We start from the raw sequence: 15,659 nt of genomic DNA, 5'->3' as shown, positions 1-15,659 counted from the left end.
GCTGCGACAGCCACCGCTCCACCCCTCGCGCCGGCACCACCACGACCTCGGTCGCGAACGGATCCCCCGACGGCACCGACAAGAGCTCGCCGAGCGAGTCAGCGAGCAGATCGGTCCGCGGCGCGCGGTGCAGATGTACGACCACAGACGCAACCTATCGGGCGCCACCGACAGGAATCCTCGGGCCTCGAACCAGGCAGTCCGTAGCTGGACCTGGCTGGTTCCTTCAGCCCTCGAACCTGAACGTGGGCATCACCTGGTTAATCCACGCATCGATCTGCTGGCGGCTCGCCATCTCAACACCGAAGGACCACGAGACCGTCACCTGGATGTCCCCGACAAGTGCTCCGTACAGATCGTAGGTTCGATTCTCACCCGTCCCGCGGATGTGGAAGAACGTCGTTCCGCCGAACTTCTCATCTTGGAGACGCTCGATCTTCGAATAGTCGCCGATAACGTTGTTACGGCTCTCGGTCGCGAGTTCGTCGGTGCTCAACGCCAATGTCGAGCCTGCGTCGAAGAGGCCGAAGCCAGGTTCGTTTCCTTGGTCGTCCTTCGGCGCAGCCATCACTTGGGTGACCCCATCCTCCAGACTCAGGCCCCAGCCCAAAGGCACCTTGAACTGTGTCCCCTCCAACTCGGCGGTCTTCCACTCCGAGGCCGGCTCGGCGGATGCTGACTCGCTCGGCGAGGCGACACCGCTTGCAGTCGGCTCGGTGCGGGTTCGGTCGTCGCTTCCGCAGGCCCAGACGGTGCCGGCGAGAACAACGGACCCAGCAACGGTTACGAATTGGCGGGCAGCATGGCTCATCCGAGATGAAGACACGTTCAGTTAGACGTTCATCTCAGCCGTTGAACGTGAACGTCGGCATCACTTGGTTGATCCACCCGTCGATCTCCTCGCGTGTGGCCAGCTCAGCATTGAACGCCCAAGCGACGGTGACCTCAGAGCCGTTGATGACGGTTCCGTACGTGTCGAGCGAGTCGACGCCGTCGTGAAGTTCACGGAGGTGGAAGAAAGTCTGGCCGCCAAACTTGACGTCTGGGAGTCGTTTCGCATCGCCCCCAGCGGCGTTGGCTGCCACCTCGGCGAGGTCCTCTAGATCGTCAGCGAGCGTAATGTCAGCGTTGAGAACGCCAGTCCCGTACGAGGTACCCGACGCGTCTTCCGGGACGGAAAGTGTGGCTCGCTGCGTGTTCCCCCCCTTTACAGACCAATCCGACGGTACCTGCAGTTCGGCGCCGTTCACTTTGATGGACTGCAAGTCAGCCGTCGGCGTCGCGTCTGCGCTGGACTCAGCCGAGACAGACGGGCTGGGCGATCCCGACGACCCACCCGCGCTGCCGCAACCGCCTAAAGCAACGACGGCCAGCGCGGTCACAGCGACGTTGGCGAGTCGAACGACGTGGCCTGTCCGAGGTGGAGTCATGCTCGACAGGGTAGTGGTTTGGCCAGAGGTTGTGATTGACGGTGACCGGGTTCGGCGTTCGTGCTTACACTTGGCTTCCGCACGAACACACTCGGGAGGCCGACATGACGGGTCCACAGTCGACCGGGGTCGATGAGGCCGTGGTGACGAGGATGAAGAACGTCCTCATGGACGTGAAGGTTGACGTCGATTCCGTCCAGGTCGACAAGCCGAGCAAGGGGTCGCTCGGCGGCAGCGAAACGGCAGACACGCTCGAGAGTCTGATGAACCGCGCCACCGACCGGATCAACTCGACGCTGTCCGAGACCTCCGATGCGCTGATCGAGTTCGTCGACGGACTCACGAACGCCGTCAACGCGGTCAAGAACGCCGACGAGGAGGCCGAAGCCGCCTTCCACAGCAAACTCACCTCAGCAGTGGACACGATCAGCAAGCCGTTCTTCGAAAACCTGGTCAAAGATGACCGTCCCGGAATGCCGGGGTTCCAGCTTCCGTTCATCCCCCTGACACCTGAGCAACTGCAGGAGATTGCGTCACGATCCGAGTTTGGCCAAGAAGTCGGAGGGGACAAGTGAACGCGATCGCAGCCAACGGCGGCGTCTCCAAAGGCCCGATGATGGTCGTCCTGAAGGAATACGTCGCACGCTCGAACGCCGATGATCTAAAGCAACGCCTGGAGCAGTGGGTGAAGGCTCGCGACACATTGCGCGCCGTTGCCAGAAACCTCGAACTGGCCGCTGGCCAGTTGCCCAAGGCATTCGAAGAGACGTCTCTGACTACCGAGGCAGCAAGTCGCAAGTTCAAGGATTCTGCCGAGAAACTCACCAACAAAGCCGACCAGCTCGACGCGGCCATCCTCGCGCTCAGCGGCTCGCAGACGACCACCAAGGACGCAAAAGAGGCCCACGACCTGATGGAGGCCAACCTCCCTCCGAATCACGGTCCAGCGCCAGATGCCTCGGCCCAGAAGTATGCTCAGACCGGCACGGGGGTCGACGCCTCAAAGGCCAAGGCGAATGCGGACCAGTTAAGGACCGACCAGGCAGCTTGGGCTGCAAACGAGGCGAAGATCGCTGCCGCTGAAGAAGCCGCGGCGCGGCTCATCAAGCAGGTCGACGAGAAGAACTGGACCGCCGAGCCTCCGGTCCGCGCGATCACCGACGAGCCCGACCCCAATGGCGGTTCTGCCCCTGCGACTCCGTCGTCTCCCGGCTCCTACAGCGAGATCGCAGCAGCCCGCGCCCGGATGGCGACGTACAACTCCGGGACCCTCTACCCAGGTGGCATGGGGCACGAGCTGATCGCCCAGGAGAAGGCGAACATCGCGGCGTACGAGGAGGAGAACAAGCCGGAATGGAACGGCACCCAGTGGGTGAATGCCGACGGGTCTCCCGCGCCTTCGACGTCGTACGCAATGGTCGAGACGGCTGACGGCCTGGCCCCTCTTGGCGGTGGCACGAGCGGCATGTCCGCGCTCGCCATCGCCGGCGGTGGGGCTCTGCTCGGTGCCGGTGCGGCCAAGGCGCTCGCGAGCAGGTTCGCCGCCGGGTCCGCCAAGGCAGCGACAGCCAGCGCGACGTCGAAGTCGGCGACAGCGAGGTCTGGGTCTGCAGCCGCGAGGGCCGGCACCGCCGGTGCCCGCGCGGGGGCAGGAGCCGGGGCCGGCGCACGAGGCGCTGGAGCTGGAGCTGGTGCGGGCGCACGTGGCGGTGCGGCTGGAGGCCGGGGTACCGGCGCCCGAGGCGGCGCGACCGGAGCGGGCAGCCGCGGCGGACGTGGCGGCCCCGGAGGAGCCGGCGGCCGCGGCGGGAAGAAGAACGACAAGCGGGGCGGCCAGGACCAGGACTGGCAGGCCGACTACACCGACGACTGGACCGAGTCCGCAAGCGACGTCTTGGACCCCAACGCCTCCCGCGGGTGGACCCCGAACGCGCCACAGGGCGACGGGTCAGGCACCGACAAGAACGGCCGCAAGCCCTAGTAGGCCGAGCAGCTCGCAACGGAGTCGCCGCCTCTCTCCACGGTCAGCATGCCGTAGATGGAGGCGGCGGCTTGGCGTGTGGGCGGGCGAACGAATTTTCGTTCGCCCGGTTCGGACGGACGCCGCCGTAGACGGAGCCGCTGAGCACGTAGGCCTAGAACGCGACCGGCGGTCAGGCGACCTTGTTCATCTCGCCCGAGTGCTCGATGTCCTCGTCGAGCTGATGGCGAGCGTCGGGGTGGTTGCGGAAGCGCTTGTAGGAGTACGCCAGGACGCCGAGGGCGATGCCGCACGACGCGAGCAGGGTGACGCCGGTCCAGGCGCCACCGAGCAGCCAGAAGGTGGCCTCGAGCGGCCACCAGTGCGGGGCCGGCGGGTTGATCAGGAAGACGACGCCGACCGCAGCGATGGAGAGCGCACCGAGCGTCGACAGGATGATCCGCGGCCAGGTCTCCACGCCCTCGGCAGCCCCGCGCAGTGCCCGGAGGCGGACCGGCTCGACATAGCGCCGAGCCCAGGAGTACTGCCGGGAGAGCACGGCCAGTCCACCGAAGAGCATCAGCAGCCCCGGACCCGGCAACACCAGAGCGGCGATCCCTGCGACCACGAGCAGCCACCCAACCGTCTCGAAGGCGAGCCGCTTCGCTGCGGCTCCTGCGAGGGACTTCATGCCCATAGCCTGCCATTCCGGGCCAACTTCGAGAACAGCCAGGCAGATTTTACGGGCGCTCATGCGGCCAAGTCGTACTTGACGCCCTCCGGGCTCGGGAAGGTCAGCCACAGCACCGCGAGGACGATGTCGCCCACCACCGGCACGATCAGGACCAGCTGCCACCACCCGGATCGGTTGATGTCGTGCAGTCGGCGCGTGCCCAGCGCGATGGTCGGCACGAACGCGACGAGCGCGTAGAGACCGACCACTACGCTCACCACCTCGTTGCGCGCCAGCACCACGACGATGAGCATCAGAAGGTTCACGAGCATCGGCCAGAGCAGCTCAGTGCGGCTGGCGCGACCCGAGAATGTCGCGTACTTCTTCCAGAACCGCGAGTACGCCTCGGTGATCGAGGCAGCACGAAGCGGCTGGTCAAGGGGGATCGTCACGGGCAGGAACCTTAGGCGGGCGAGATCGGCTACGTAAATGTCTGCCCGGGCATATGTCCCAAATCCGGGCAAAGTTGATCTTCCGGCAGGAAACGGACGCAGAGGGAAACAACAGGGGCGGCGTACGGAAAGATTCCGTACGCCGCCCCGGTCTCGACAAGCTCGACCAGCGATGAAACGTCAGGCCTGAGCAGCCTCGTCGATGGCAGCGGCCACGCGCTTGTGGGCCTCCCAGATCTCCTCGGGCAGCTTGAACTGCTGGAGGTGCGTCTCGCGGAAGCCCATCTCCTGCTTCCAACGCTTCAGGTCGAGGGTGAGGATCCGGTCGAGGTCCCGCTGAGGCAGGTCGAGGCCGCGCAGGTCGAGCTCGTCCTCGGTCGGGATGACGCCGACGGGGCTCTGCTGGCCCTTGACCTCACCCTTCTTGAACTGCAACAGCCACAGCAGCGCGCGCACGTTCTCCCGGTATCCGGGCCACAGGAAGTGGCCGTCCTCCGAGTCACGCTGGAACCAGTTGACATGGGCGAAGACCGGCTTGTCGGTGGCCTCACCGATGATCTTCAACCAGTGGCGGGCGTAGTCGCCCTCCTCGTAGGCGAGGAACGGACGCATCGACATCGGGTCGTAGCGCAGCACGCCCTCGAGACCGTCGGCCGCGGCGGTCGCCTCGGCACCCAGGGTGAGCCCGTCGTAGACGCCCTCAGCCACGTCGGTGATCGCCCGGATCAGCGGCTCGCGGTCACGGGTGCGGCCACCGAAGATGATCGCGTCGATCGGCACGCCGGCAGCGTCGTCGAAGTCGGGCGCCGCGTTGGGGACGTGCGAGATCGGCGTGGTGAAGCGGGAGTTGGGGTGGGCCCACGGGTCGCCCAGCTCGTCGTCGATCCGGTCGGCGATGCGCTCGCCCTTCCAGTCGATCCAGCCGTCGAGGTCGTCAGGGTGGTGCTTGGTCAGCCCCTCCCACCAGACCTCCTGGGTCTTCTCGTTGTAGGCGACGTTCGTGAAGATCGCGCCCGAGCCCGGCAGGATCGCCTGGACGGCGCCCGGGTTGGTCTTCTCGTTGGTGTCCTTGGCGACGCCGAAGACGCCGTTCTCCGGGTTGAAGGCGCGGAGCTTGCCGTCCTCGCCGACCCAGATCCAGGCGATGTCGTCGCCGTAGAAGGTGACCTCGTAACGCTCACCGAGGGCGTCGGGCGAGAGCGTCATCGAGAGGTTGGTCTTGCCGGAGGCGGACGGGAAGCCGCCGACGACGTGGAACTCCTCGCCGGACTCCTTGTCCTTGATGCCCAGCAGCAGGAACTGCTCGGCGAGGAACTTGCCGGAGGCGCGACCGTCGTAGCAGGCCTGGCGCAGGCCGTGGGCGATCTTGCCCAGGAGCGCGTTGCCGCCGTAGGAGGAGCCGTAGTGAAGGATCGTGCGCTGGTCGGCGACCGTCGCGAACAGACGCTGGTCGTCGTCGGTGCCCTGACCGAGGTTGGGCAGGTCGCCGGTCACGTGCACCGCACGGACGAAGGAGCTCGGGTCTGCGAGGTCGTTGATGTAGTCGATGCCGACGCGCGCCATCCGGATCATCTGCTGCACGACCGGGCGGCTGTCGGTGAGCTCGACACCTGCGGCGTACGCCTCCAGGGGCGAGCCGACCGGAGCCATCAGGTAGGGGATGACGTACATCGTCTTGCCCTTGGAGGCACCGGTCATGCGCTCGGTGAGCGTCTTGACGGTCTCGTCGGCAGGCTTCCAGTTGTTGTAGACGCCCTTGTCCTCCGGGTTGGAGGTGGCGACCACGGTGCGCTCCTCGGAGCGCGCGGTGTCCTTGCTGTAGGAACGGCTGTAGTAGCGGCCGCCCGTGACGGGGAGCAGCTCACCGGCCTCCAGCGACTCCTGAAGGAGCCGCTCGTCGTCGGCTGCGCTGACGACCTCGATCCGCTCGGCACCGGTCACCCCTGCCCAGTAGGAGACGTACTCCCGCACATGAGGATTCGTCAGCCCCGCCTCATCGAGGACCTTGTCCACGTCAACCATTCCGACACCCTTCAAAGTTTCGCCGATTGCAGGCACGTTACCCCAGTTGAAGAGGGCTCCAACCGGGGTATCGTGCACCAGAGTGGGTCATCGATCATGAGCCTGGACAATTGATCGATCCAACCGCAGGCGATGTTCCGACAGCCGGTCCTGAGACCCTCCGAACCCCATGTTTAAGTGACAAAGGCCTCATTTCGGCGACCGGTCCGTAATGTGGATGAGACGCCCGATGTCGCACCGTGACACGGATTACATCTAGGATTTCGCGAGTGATCCCCCAACACACAACCGTTGAATTGTTTCAATCGTCGAACGGGCCAGAGGCCGGCTGATGGAACTCATTCTCGGGACCTTCGCCGCCTCCTTCACCGGAGGCCTCTTCCCTGTCATCAACTTCGAGACCTACCTCGCGGTGGCCGCCTCGAACCTGACCTTCTCCGCCCTGATCCTGGCCCTCGTGGCAGGAATCGGCCAGACCAGCTCCAAGGTCGTCTGGTACTACGCCGGCCAGGGCACCACCGCCCTCCCCTTCGTCCGCAAGAAGATGGCGTGCGAGAAGTGGCAGCTGCGGATGGAGAAGTGGGAGCGGCGTACGCAGGGACGACCCGCCTACGCCGGCGGGCTGCTCGCGGTCGCCGCCCTCAGCGGGCTTCCGCCGCTGGCGATCCTCGCCGTGATCTACGGCACGCTCAAGGCCAACCTGATGCTCTTCGTCGCGATCACCTTCGTGGGGCGCGTACTTCGGTCCTGGATGATCCTGGAGGCCGCGGCGTTCGCGTGGGTTCGGGCCTGAGTCGGCGGCCGCGGGGGCGAGATGCCCTCAGCGTCGCCGGCCGCGCCGCATAGAATCCGGCTATGTCGCAGCCTGCTGGATTCATCGGTGTCACCGCCAACCTCGGCCTGAAGGAGGGCGCTGACGACTTCGCCGTCGTCGCCGCCCCTTCGGGCTCGGTCACGAGCGCCGCGGTCTTCACCCGATCCCGCTTCGCCGGCGCCTCGGTGCTGCTCTCCCGGTCCGCGGACGTCTCCGCGTTCCGCGGGATGGTGACCATCTCGAAGAACGCGAACGTCGCGACCGGCCCGGTCGGCGAGGCCAACGCCGCGGAGGTACGCCGCCTGGCGGCCGAGGTCGTCGGCGTACGCCCCGAGGAGCTGCTGGTCGCCTCGACCGGCGTGATCGGTGTGCAGTACCCGATGGACGTGCTCACCCCTGCCCTGGAGAAGCTCGCCGGGACCGCCGTCGAGGCCGATTTCGGTGCCGCCGCGGCGGCGATCATGACGACCGACACGATCGCCAAGATCGAGACCCGGACCGTCGGTGCAGCGACGATCACGGGGATCGCCAAGGGCGTCGGGATGCTCGAGCCCGACATGGCCACGATGCTGACCTACTTCTTCACCGACGCCGCCGTCCCGGCCGCCGAGCTCGACGCCGCCTTCCGCCGGGTCGTCGACCGCACCTACAACGCCGTCTCGATCGACACCGACACCTCGACCTCCGACACCGCCGCGATCTTCGCCTCCGGAACGGCCGGCGCTGTCGACCTGGGCGACTTCGAGGCCGCCCTCTACGACGCCGCGCTGGCACTGGTGAAGAAGATCGCCTCCGACGGCGAAGGCGCCTCCAAGCTGATCTCGGTGTCGGTCAGCGGTGCCCGCGACGACGCCCAGGCCAAGCGGGTCGGCAAGATCATCGTCAACTCACCCCTGGTCAAGACCGCCGTCCACGGCGCCGACCCCAACTGGGGCCGCGTCGCGATGGCCATCGGTAAGCTCCACGAGGAGACCGACATCTCCCCCGAGCACGTACGCATCGCCTTCGGCGGCACCGAGACCTACCCCGCCCAGGTCTCGGCAAATCTATTGGCAGATTTGTCGACTTATCTTTCTGGGGATGAAGTGTCGATCGAGGTCGACCTCGGTATCGCCTCGGGCGAGTTCACGGTCTACGGCTGCGACCTCACCGACGGCTACATCCGCATCAACGCCGACTACACGACCTGACGGTCCCCGCCGGTCGAGCCGACGCGCGCGGAGCGCTCCTCCGCCAAGAGCGCCGAGGCGCGACGTACGACCAGCTCGACCACGTCAGGATGGGGACCGATGACGTCGGCGATCACCTCCGCACCAGCATCGGAGGAGCGGATCCGGACCGTCTCGGAGAAGAACCCGGGCGCGAGCAAGTAGGGCGAGACGGCGTCCCCCGGGCGTACGACGTCACCGATCGCGGGGGCGCCGGAGCCGGAGACCGTGGCGACCCGCACCGGTCCGCTCCAGGCTTGCTCCAGCATCGACCCGGCCGTGGCGATGTCGGCTACGGCAGCGGGGTCGTTGGACCCGGCAGCGACGAGGACGACGGGCTGACCAGGCGTTGCGCCGGCAGCCACCAGCCGGGACATCTGCGCGGAGGCCAGCATCGGGTCGGGGCCGAGCGGCGCGCCCAGAGTCACCGGAGCAGCGGCAGCAGCGACGGCGGCGGGCAGGTCGACGCGCACGTGATAGCCGGTCGACAACAGCAGCGGTACGACCAGTGTGGGCTGCCGGGTCTCGGCGACGACGTCGGCGAAGAGCGGCTCGCAGAGCTCGACGTACGCCGCCCGCGACTCCACCCCCAGCCGGCGTCCGGCCTGCTTGGCGATGATCGAGGCGACGGCGTTGCCGAGCAGTCGGCGGGTGCCGTGAGCGACGAGCACGAGGCCGGTCACGGGGCCACCGCCAACCGGTAGCCGCGCTTGACGACGGTCTGGACGGCCTTCGTCCCGAGTGCGGCCCGGAGCCGGGCGACCGCCATCTCCACGGCGTGCTCGGACCCGGCCGTGCCGGAGGGCAGCATCGCCAGCAGCGCCGGACGGGAGACGACGTTGCCCGGGGTGGCGACGAGCGCGCCCAGGACCGCCGCTGGGGCCGGCGAGAGCTTCACCTCGGCGCCGTCGAGGATCACCGCGTCGTCGTGCAGCAGCAGCTGGTGACCACCGGCCAGCTCGATCAGCAGGCCCTCGCGGCGCAGCGGCAGCTCGGTCTCGAGCATCTTGACCAGGGCCGCGGTGCGGGAGCGGTCGGGGATCATCGTCGGCACGCCCCACATCTCGAAGGCGGCTGCGGTCACCGGACCGACACAGGCCGCGACCACGTCGGCCTGGAACGCTGCGACGGCCTCGTCCCGGAGCCCGACCGATCCGGCCGCCTGCATGAACGCGGCCACGGCCGGTGCGGAGGTGAAGGTGACCGCGTCCAGCTCGCCGTCGGCCAACGTCTCGACCAGCCGGAACACCGGCTCCGGGTCGGCCGCCGACTCGACGCGGTAGACGATCACGTTGATGACCTCGGCGCCCTGCCGGGTCAGCGCGTGCGCGACCATCGAGAGCGACTGCCCGTGCTCCTGCACCACGATCCGCTTGCCGGTCAGGTCGCGACCCCGCAGGTGCTCCAGGACGTCGTCGAACTCCTCCGACTCGGGCGCCCACAGCTCGCGCAGTCCGCGCCGCCGCAGCGCCCCGACCGACTTCGGGCCGCGCGCCAGGATCTCCGCGTCGCCGAGCGTCGCCAGGAGCGGCTCGATCAGCCCCCACTCCTCGGCGGCGTCGAACCACGCCCGGGTCCCGATGCCGGTCGTCGCCAGGAACATGTCGACGCGTTGACCGATGATCTGCTCGGTCACAGCGCGCAGCGCACCGGCGTCGACCCGGTTGGGGTCGACGGAGAGCGCGGGCGCCCACACCACATGAGCCCCACGCCGTTCGAGCAGCTTGATCTGCTCCTCGGCCTTCCGCGCGGCGGTCACCCCGACGCGGAAGCCGCTCAGCGCGCCAGTGTCCACATCCGCATCGTAGATCTCCTGCGCCTCCTGCACCGCCATGCCTCCACCTTGCGGCAGCAGGATTTCGCCGTACGCGGGCTGCTCGAATCGCCCGCGCTAACTTTCCCTCACGGCCTCACGGCTCTACAGCTCGACGATGGGCCCGGAAGAGCTGCTCGTGCTCTCGCCCGTCTCACGACTCCACCGGCCGGACAGACCGGCGCCGATCAGGAGCGCTCCGACCGCCGGCAGCAGGACGCCGTAGTAGCTGAACGCGCCGTACTGGAGTGCCTGGATGCCGACGAGGTTCGTCAGGTTCCACAGGATCTCCTGGGAGAAGAGCGAGATCAGCCCGAACCCGCCGTACACCGCCCCTGCGACGATCGGGCCGATACCGGCGATGCTGCCGGCAGCCGCCACCACGAAGAGCAACAGCACCCCCACCAGCACCAGGGCGACACCGACGACGGAGGTGTCGAGCCTGGAGGCGTCGATGGCGTGGCGATACCCGCCGGTCATCACCAGCGCGAGGCCGAGCGGGGTCAGCGCCAGCGACACGATCACACTGACCCAGCGACGCGTCTGCCATGGCATGGCGGACACCTTGGCCTCGAGAACAGGAACGCTCATGGCGCCACCCTAGTGGCGCGCGCCGTCAGCGACGCGCCCCGATTCGTACCTCGCCCTCGATGACGTCGACCTCGTAGGTGGCGACCGACACCGACGGATCGTCGAGGCACTGGCCGCTCTCGAGCGAGAACGGCTGCTTGAGCAGCGGCGATGCCACGAACGGCACCTCGCCACGCGTCCCGACGATCCCGCGGGCCAGCACCGAGGCGTGACCGTACGGGTCGTAGTTGGACAGCGCGAAGACCCGGTCGTCCAGGGTGCGGAAGACAGCCACCGCCTCCCCTCTGACCAGCGCGGCGACGCCGGTCTCGGGGTCGATGTCGTCGAGGCGGCAGACCGAGATGTACGTGACGGCCTGTCCGGCCCTCAGCTGGTCAGCACTCATCGCGACTCCTCCAGCGTGGGCATACCGACAGGGATGGAGGCACCGAGCGAGACGGGGCCGATGGCGGCGGGCTCCTCGCCGACCTCCGGGACGATCTGGCCACGCGCCGACCCGAAGGAGATGTTGGGGTCCGGGATGTCGGGAGCGTTGACGAAGGAGACGAAGCGACGCAGCTTCTCGGGGTCCTCCAGCGTCGCCTTCCACTCGTCGAAGTAGGTCTCGGTGTGGTGCACCATGGCGGCCTCGAGCTCGGTGCCCAGGCCGAGCACGTCGTCGACCACGACCTCGCGCACCCGGTCCAGGCCGCCGTCCAGGGAGTCGATCCAGGTCGAGGTGCGCTGGAGGCGGTCGGCGGTGCGTACGTAGTACATGAGGAAGCGGTCGAGATAGCGGACGAGCTCCTCGGTGGTCAGGTCACCGGCGAGCAGCTGTGCGTGGGCGGGGATGGCGCCACCGTTGCCCCCGACGTACAGGTTCCAGCCCTTCTCGGTGGCGATGACACCGAAGTCCTTGCCGCGGGCCTCCGCGCACTCCCGGGCGCACCCGGAGACGCCGCCCTTGAGCTTGTGCGGCGAGCGCAGCCCGCGGTAGCGGGTCTCCAGCATGATCGCGAGGCCGACGGAGTCCTGGACCCCGTAGCGACACCAGGTGGAGCCGACGCAGGACTTCACCGTACGCAGCGACTTGCCGTAGGCGTGACCGGACTCGAACCCGGCGTCGACCAGGCGCTTCCAGATCGCCGGCAGGTCCTCCATCCGGGCACCGAACATGTCGATGCGCTGGCCGCCGGTGATCTTGGTGTAGAGGCCGAAGTCGCGTGCCACCTCACCGATCACGATCAGGCCTTCGGGGGTGACCTCTCCGCCGGCGATGCGCGGGACCACCGAGTAGGAGCCGTTCTTCTGGAGGTTGGCCAGGTAGGCGTCGTTGGTGTCCTGGAGCTTGCGGTTCTCCTTGGCCAGGACGTGCCCGTTGAGCTGGCTGGCCAGGATGCTCGCGACGGCGGGCTTGCACAGGTCGCAGCCGCGGCCGGTCCCGTGGGCCTCGATGATCTGGTCGAAGGTCTTGTAGCCGTGGATCAGCACCACGTCGAAGAGCTCGGCACGGGTCATCGCGAAGTGCTCACAGAGCGAGGTGTCGACGGTCTTGCCCTGAGCGGTGAAGTAGTCCTCGACGATCTTCTTCACCTGCACCTTGCAGGAGCCACAGGTGCTCCCCGCCTTGGTCTCCTTGGTGACCTCCGCCGCGCTCTCGCAGCCGTTGTCGACGGCCGCCTCGATGTCGCCGCGGGTGACGTTGTTGCAGGAGCAGATCTGCGCCTCCAACGGAAGCTGCAGTGCCATTGAGCTGGGGCCTCCCCCACCGCCCGTGGTCTGGGGGAGGATCAGCTCCTCCGGGTTCTCCGGAAGCTCCATTCCCGAGGCGACCATCGGCCGGAGCAGCCCGTAGGCGCTCGCGTCGCCGACCAGCACGCCGCCGAGCAGGCGGGTGCCGTCCTCGCTGATCACCAGCTTCTTGTAGACGCCGGTGACAGCATCGGAGTAGGTCAGCTCGAGACACTCGTCGGTGGTGCCGTGCGCGTCGCCGAAGCTCGCGACGTCGACACCGAGCAGCTTGAGTTTGGTCGACATGTCGGCACCGGCGAACGTGCCGGCGCCACCAAGGAGCGCGTCGGCGACGACCTCGGCCATGTCGTAACCGGGGGCGACCAGGCCGTACATCTTCCCGCCGGGCGCGGCGCACTCGCCGACCGCCCAGATGTGCTCGTCCGAGCTCCGGCACTGCTCGTCGACCAGCACGCCGCCGCGCTCGGCCAGGTCCAGGCCGGCAGCGCGCGCGAGCGCGTCGCGCGGCCGGATGCCGGCCGAGAAGACGATCATGTCGATCGGCAGGGGCTCCTCGACGTCCTTGAACTTCAGCGCGCTGACCTTGCCGTCGAGTACGGTTCCACCGGTGGTCGAGCCTGTCGAGACCTCGTCGACGACGGAGATCTCGACCACGGCGTCCGGCGAGATCGACTCCGTCATCACCCCGGTGTGCACGGTGAGACCGAGCTTCTCGATGTGGCGCTTGAGCGTGTTGCCACCGGCGTCGTCGACCTGCACGGCCATCAGCCGCGGCGCGAGCTCGACCACGTGGGTCTCGACACCGAGCTGGTGCAGCGCGTTGGCCGCCTCCAGCCCGAGGAGACCACCGCCGATCACAGCCCCCACCTTCGCGGTCTTCGCGGCCTCCCGGATCGCCTCGAGGTCCTCGATCGTGCGGTAGACGAAGACGTTCCCGAGCTCCGAGCCCGGCACCGGCGGCACGAACGGTGCCGCTCCGGTGGCGAGCACCAGCTCGTCGTACGCCATCTCCTCGCCGTCAGCCAGCATCACGGTCTGCGCGGCGGGGTCGATCTCGATGACGCTCGTGCTGGTGCGGAGCGTGACCCGCGGGTCCTCGTAGACCCCCGTCGGCAGGAACGAGAGGGCCTCGCCGCCGACCTCGAAGAAGCTGGTCAGGGCGACCCGGTCGTACGCCGGTCGCGGCTCCTCCCCGAGCACCACGATGTCGTGGGTCTCGGTGAGACCGCGCTCGATCGCGGCGGTCACGAAGCGGTGACCGACCATGCCGTGGCCGACGACGACGACCTTCTTGCGGAGGTGAGGGCTCATGACGTAGTTCCTTCCAGACTGAGCTTCGTTCCACTGAGCTGAGTGCCGCTGGGCCGAGTGGCCAGGAGCTGGCGTACGGTCGGCGCGCAGCCACCGCACCCGGTGGTGGCGCGGGTGGTGTCGCGGACGTCCTCGAGGGACCGGCAGGCCCGGATCCGGCCGGCGCTGACACCGGCGCAGGCGCAGACCTCCGCGTCGTCGGGGAGCGCGGGCCATCCGGTGGTCGAGCCTGTCGAGACCGGCTCGGGAAGCAGCAGCTGCCCGGCCTCGTGCTCGCCGAGCACCGTCTGCCGGTCGAAGGCCTGGGTGATCAGGCCGACCCGGCTGAGGTCGCCGACGAGGGCGCCGGCGACGATGCGGCCGTCGCGTACGACCAGCTTGCGGTGGGTGCCTTTGACCGGGTTGGCGATCTCGACGACCTCGCCCGCCTCGTTCTCGGGCTCGCCGAGGACGCAGACGTCGAGGTCGGTGGCGCGCAGCCGGGCGACCACGCGGTGTCCTGAATAGGTCGCCTGGTCGCCGGCGAGGACGTCGGCGAGGACTCCGGCCTGCTCCCAGGCGGGCGAGACGAAGCCGGTCACGGTCGAGTCGTGCTCGGCGCAGTCGCCGATCGCGTAGATGTCGGGGTCGTCGACGCTGCGCAGCTGATCGTCGACGACGACGCCGCGGTCGACGGTGAGCTCGGCGCGGCGGGCGAGATTGGCGCGCGGGCGGCCGCCGGCGGTGAGCACCACCAGGTCGGTCTCCAGGGTGTAGCCGTTGTCGAGCTTGAGCCCCTCGTCGGTCAGCCTGGTCGCGCGGGCACCGAGATAGACCTGGGTGCCGAGCTTGGCCATCGACCGCTTCAGCACCTTGCCGGCCGAGGCGCCGACCTGGCTGCTGAGCAGGTGGTCGCGGCCCTCGACGATCTCGGTCTCGATCCCCCGCACCGCCAGGGCGCGGGCGACCTGCAGGCCGAGCAGACCGCCGCCGACGATCACCGCGTTGCGCGGCTGGTCGTGGACGCCCTGTCGGTCGAGGAGGGCGAGCAGCCGCCCACAGTCGTCGAGGCTCCGGAACGCCTGCACCCGCGGGTCCAACGATCCGTCCGCCCGCACCACGCCGCGGATCGGCGGCAGGCTCGGGATCGCCCCGGTGGCGAGGACGAGCTGGTCGTAGCGGACCGTCGTCCGGTCGGCGAGCTCGACCTCGTGCCTTTCACGGTGGATGTCGACCACGAGGCTGTCCAGGCGGAGGTCGACCCCCTTGTCGGCGTACCACTGCTTCTCGCGCAGCGCGAGCGCCCCTGGGCGGTGGGTGCCCTCGAGCACGGCGGAGAGCAGGATCCGGTTGTACGGAGCGTGCTGCTCCTCCGCGAGCACGGTCGTCTGCGGGCCGAGGCCGCGTGCGACCAGCCCTTCGACCAGCCGCGCCGCCGCCATCCCGCCGCCGACGACGACGATCCGCCTACCGCTGGTCGAGCCGGATTCGTGAGGCACGAGCGAATCCGTGTCGAGACCAACACGGTTCGTACGCGACTGCGTTGGTCTCGACACGCTCGCTTCGCTCACGGCTCGACCGACGGTGCGCTCGCTCATGCGCTCACCGCCGCGGCACAGACCTTGAACTCCGGCATCCGCGAAGACGGGTCGAGAGCGTCGTTGGTCAGCCTGTT

Annotated in this window: 17 protein-coding genes; 5 read left to right on the top strand and 12 right to left on the bottom strand. The window is 68.2% G+C overall.

The genetic code is table 11. From position 1 onward, the window contains the following. The 3 genes from H5T77_RS25715 to H5T77_RS23775 form a co-directional block, all read right to left on the bottom strand. On the bottom strand, window positions 1-145 hold a 145-nt coding region (locus H5T77_RS25715), incomplete at its 3' end, for an exodeoxyribonuclease V subunit gamma (RefSeq protein WP_366816668.1). Between the two features lie 81 nt (window positions 146-226). Then, window positions 227-811 (bottom strand): hypothetical protein, encoded by a 585-nt coding sequence (locus tag H5T77_RS23780; protein WP_292653090.1) that lies wholly within the window; start codon window positions 809-811, stop codon window positions 227-229. Between the two features lie 34 nt (window positions 812-845). Beyond that, complete coding sequence (locus tag H5T77_RS23775; protein WP_292653089.1) at window positions 846-1,430, bottom strand: hypothetical protein; 585 nt, start codon at window positions 1,428-1,430, stop codon at window positions 846-848. Window positions 1,431-1,582: 152 nt separating this feature from the next. Between H5T77_RS23775 and H5T77_RS23770 the strand changes: the two genes are divergently transcribed. After that, window positions 1,583-2,005 (top strand): hypothetical protein, encoded by a 423-nt coding sequence (locus H5T77_RS23770; RefSeq protein ID WP_292653088.1) that lies wholly within the window; start codon window positions 1,583-1,585, stop codon window positions 2,003-2,005. Further along, window positions 2,002-3,411 carry a hypothetical protein gene (locus tag H5T77_RS23765; protein ID WP_292653087.1) on the top strand — a complete coding sequence of 470 codons (1,410 nt, stop codon included), beginning with the start codon at window positions 2,002-2,004 and terminating at the stop codon, window positions 3,409-3,411. Before H5T77_RS23770 ends, H5T77_RS23765 begins: the two co-directional genes overlap by 4 nt. Window positions 3,412-3,583: 172 nt before the next feature. Here the strand turns inward: H5T77_RS23765 and H5T77_RS23760 are convergent, their stop codons facing one another. The 3 genes from H5T77_RS23760 to H5T77_RS23750 all read right to left on the bottom strand — a co-directional run bounded on the left by H5T77_RS23760 (window position 3,584) and on the right by H5T77_RS23750 (window position 6,537). Beyond that, window positions 3,584-4,081: a PGPGW domain-containing protein gene (locus tag H5T77_RS23760; protein ID WP_292653086.1), complete on the bottom strand. Its 498-nt coding sequence runs from the start codon at window positions 4,079-4,081 to the stop codon at window positions 3,584-3,586. 59 nt (window positions 4,082-4,140) lie between these two features. After that, entirely contained in the window at window positions 4,141-4,515 is a 375-nt protein-coding gene (locus H5T77_RS23755; protein ID WP_292653085.1) for a DUF805 domain-containing protein, read from the bottom strand. Window positions 4,516-4,695: 180 nt separating this feature from the next. Further along, entirely contained in the window at window positions 4,696-6,537 is a 1,842-nt protein-coding gene (locus tag H5T77_RS23750) for a phosphoenolpyruvate carboxykinase (GTP) (protein WP_292653084.1), read from the bottom strand. A gap of 331 nt (window positions 6,538-6,868) precedes the next feature. On the opposite strand from H5T77_RS23750, the gene H5T77_RS23745 reads away from it, so the two are divergent. Continuing rightward, on the top strand, window positions 6,869-7,330 hold the full coding sequence (locus H5T77_RS23745) for a hypothetical protein (protein ID WP_292653083.1): 462 nt from the start codon (window positions 6,869-6,871) through the stop codon (window positions 7,328-7,330). Between the two features lie 62 nt (window positions 7,331-7,392). Further along, window positions 7,393-8,541, top strand: a complete 1,149-nt coding sequence (gene argJ / locus H5T77_RS23740) for a bifunctional glutamate N-acetyltransferase/amino-acid acetyltransferase ArgJ (protein ID WP_292653082.1) — start codon at window positions 7,393-7,395, stop codon at window positions 8,539-8,541. Here the strand turns inward: argJ and H5T77_RS23735 are convergent. From H5T77_RS23735 to H5T77_RS23710, 6 genes are all read right to left on the bottom strand, one after another. Next, complete coding sequence (locus H5T77_RS23735) at window positions 8,529-9,242, bottom strand: sirohydrochlorin chelatase (RefSeq protein ID WP_292653081.1); 714 nt, start codon at window positions 9,240-9,242, stop codon at window positions 8,529-8,531. The two genes, argJ and H5T77_RS23735, sit on opposite strands and share 13 nt — an antisense overlap. Beyond that, a complete protein-coding gene (locus tag H5T77_RS23730) occupies window positions 9,239-10,393 on the bottom strand; it encodes a uroporphyrinogen-III synthase (protein ID WP_292653080.1) in 1,155 nt (384 codons plus the stop codon). The genes H5T77_RS23735 and H5T77_RS23730 overlap by 4 nt, the downstream gene beginning before the upstream one ends. A gap of 84 nt (window positions 10,394-10,477) precedes the next feature. Further along, window positions 10,478-10,963 (bottom strand): hypothetical protein, encoded by a 486-nt coding sequence (locus H5T77_RS23725; protein ID WP_292653079.1) that lies wholly within the window; start codon window positions 10,961-10,963, stop codon window positions 10,478-10,480. A gap of 25 nt (window positions 10,964-10,988) precedes the next feature. Continuing rightward, window positions 10,989-11,348 (bottom strand): nitrite reductase small subunit NirD, encoded by a 360-nt coding sequence (gene nirD, locus H5T77_RS23720; RefSeq protein WP_292653078.1) that lies wholly within the window; start codon window positions 11,346-11,348, stop codon window positions 10,989-10,991. Then, window positions 11,345-14,005, bottom strand: coding sequence for a nitrite reductase large subunit NirB (gene nirB, locus H5T77_RS23715; RefSeq protein ID WP_292653077.1), 2,661 nt, complete (start codon window positions 14,003-14,005; stop codon window positions 11,345-11,347). Before nirB ends, nirD begins: the two co-directional genes overlap by 4 nt. Continuing rightward, window positions 14,002-15,483 (bottom strand): FAD-dependent oxidoreductase, encoded by a 1,482-nt coding sequence (locus H5T77_RS23710; RefSeq protein ID WP_292653076.1) that lies wholly within the window; start codon window positions 15,481-15,483, stop codon window positions 14,002-14,004. Before H5T77_RS23710 ends, nirB begins: the two co-directional genes overlap by 4 nt. On the opposite strand from H5T77_RS23710, the gene H5T77_RS23705 reads away from it, so the two are divergent. Further along, window positions 15,475-15,659: hypothetical protein (locus H5T77_RS23705; RefSeq protein ID WP_292653075.1), on the top strand; the 185-nt coding region annotated here is incomplete at its 3' end. The genes H5T77_RS23710 and H5T77_RS23705 overlap by 9 nt on opposite strands.

This window comes from Nocardioides sp., assembly GCF_014360585.1.
Taxonomy (GTDB): domain Bacteria; phylum Actinomycetota; class Actinomycetes; order Propionibacteriales; family Nocardioidaceae; genus Nocardioides.
The sequence above is the reverse complement of the archived record's forward strand: the minus strand, read 5'-3'. Positions and strand labels throughout refer to the sequence as shown.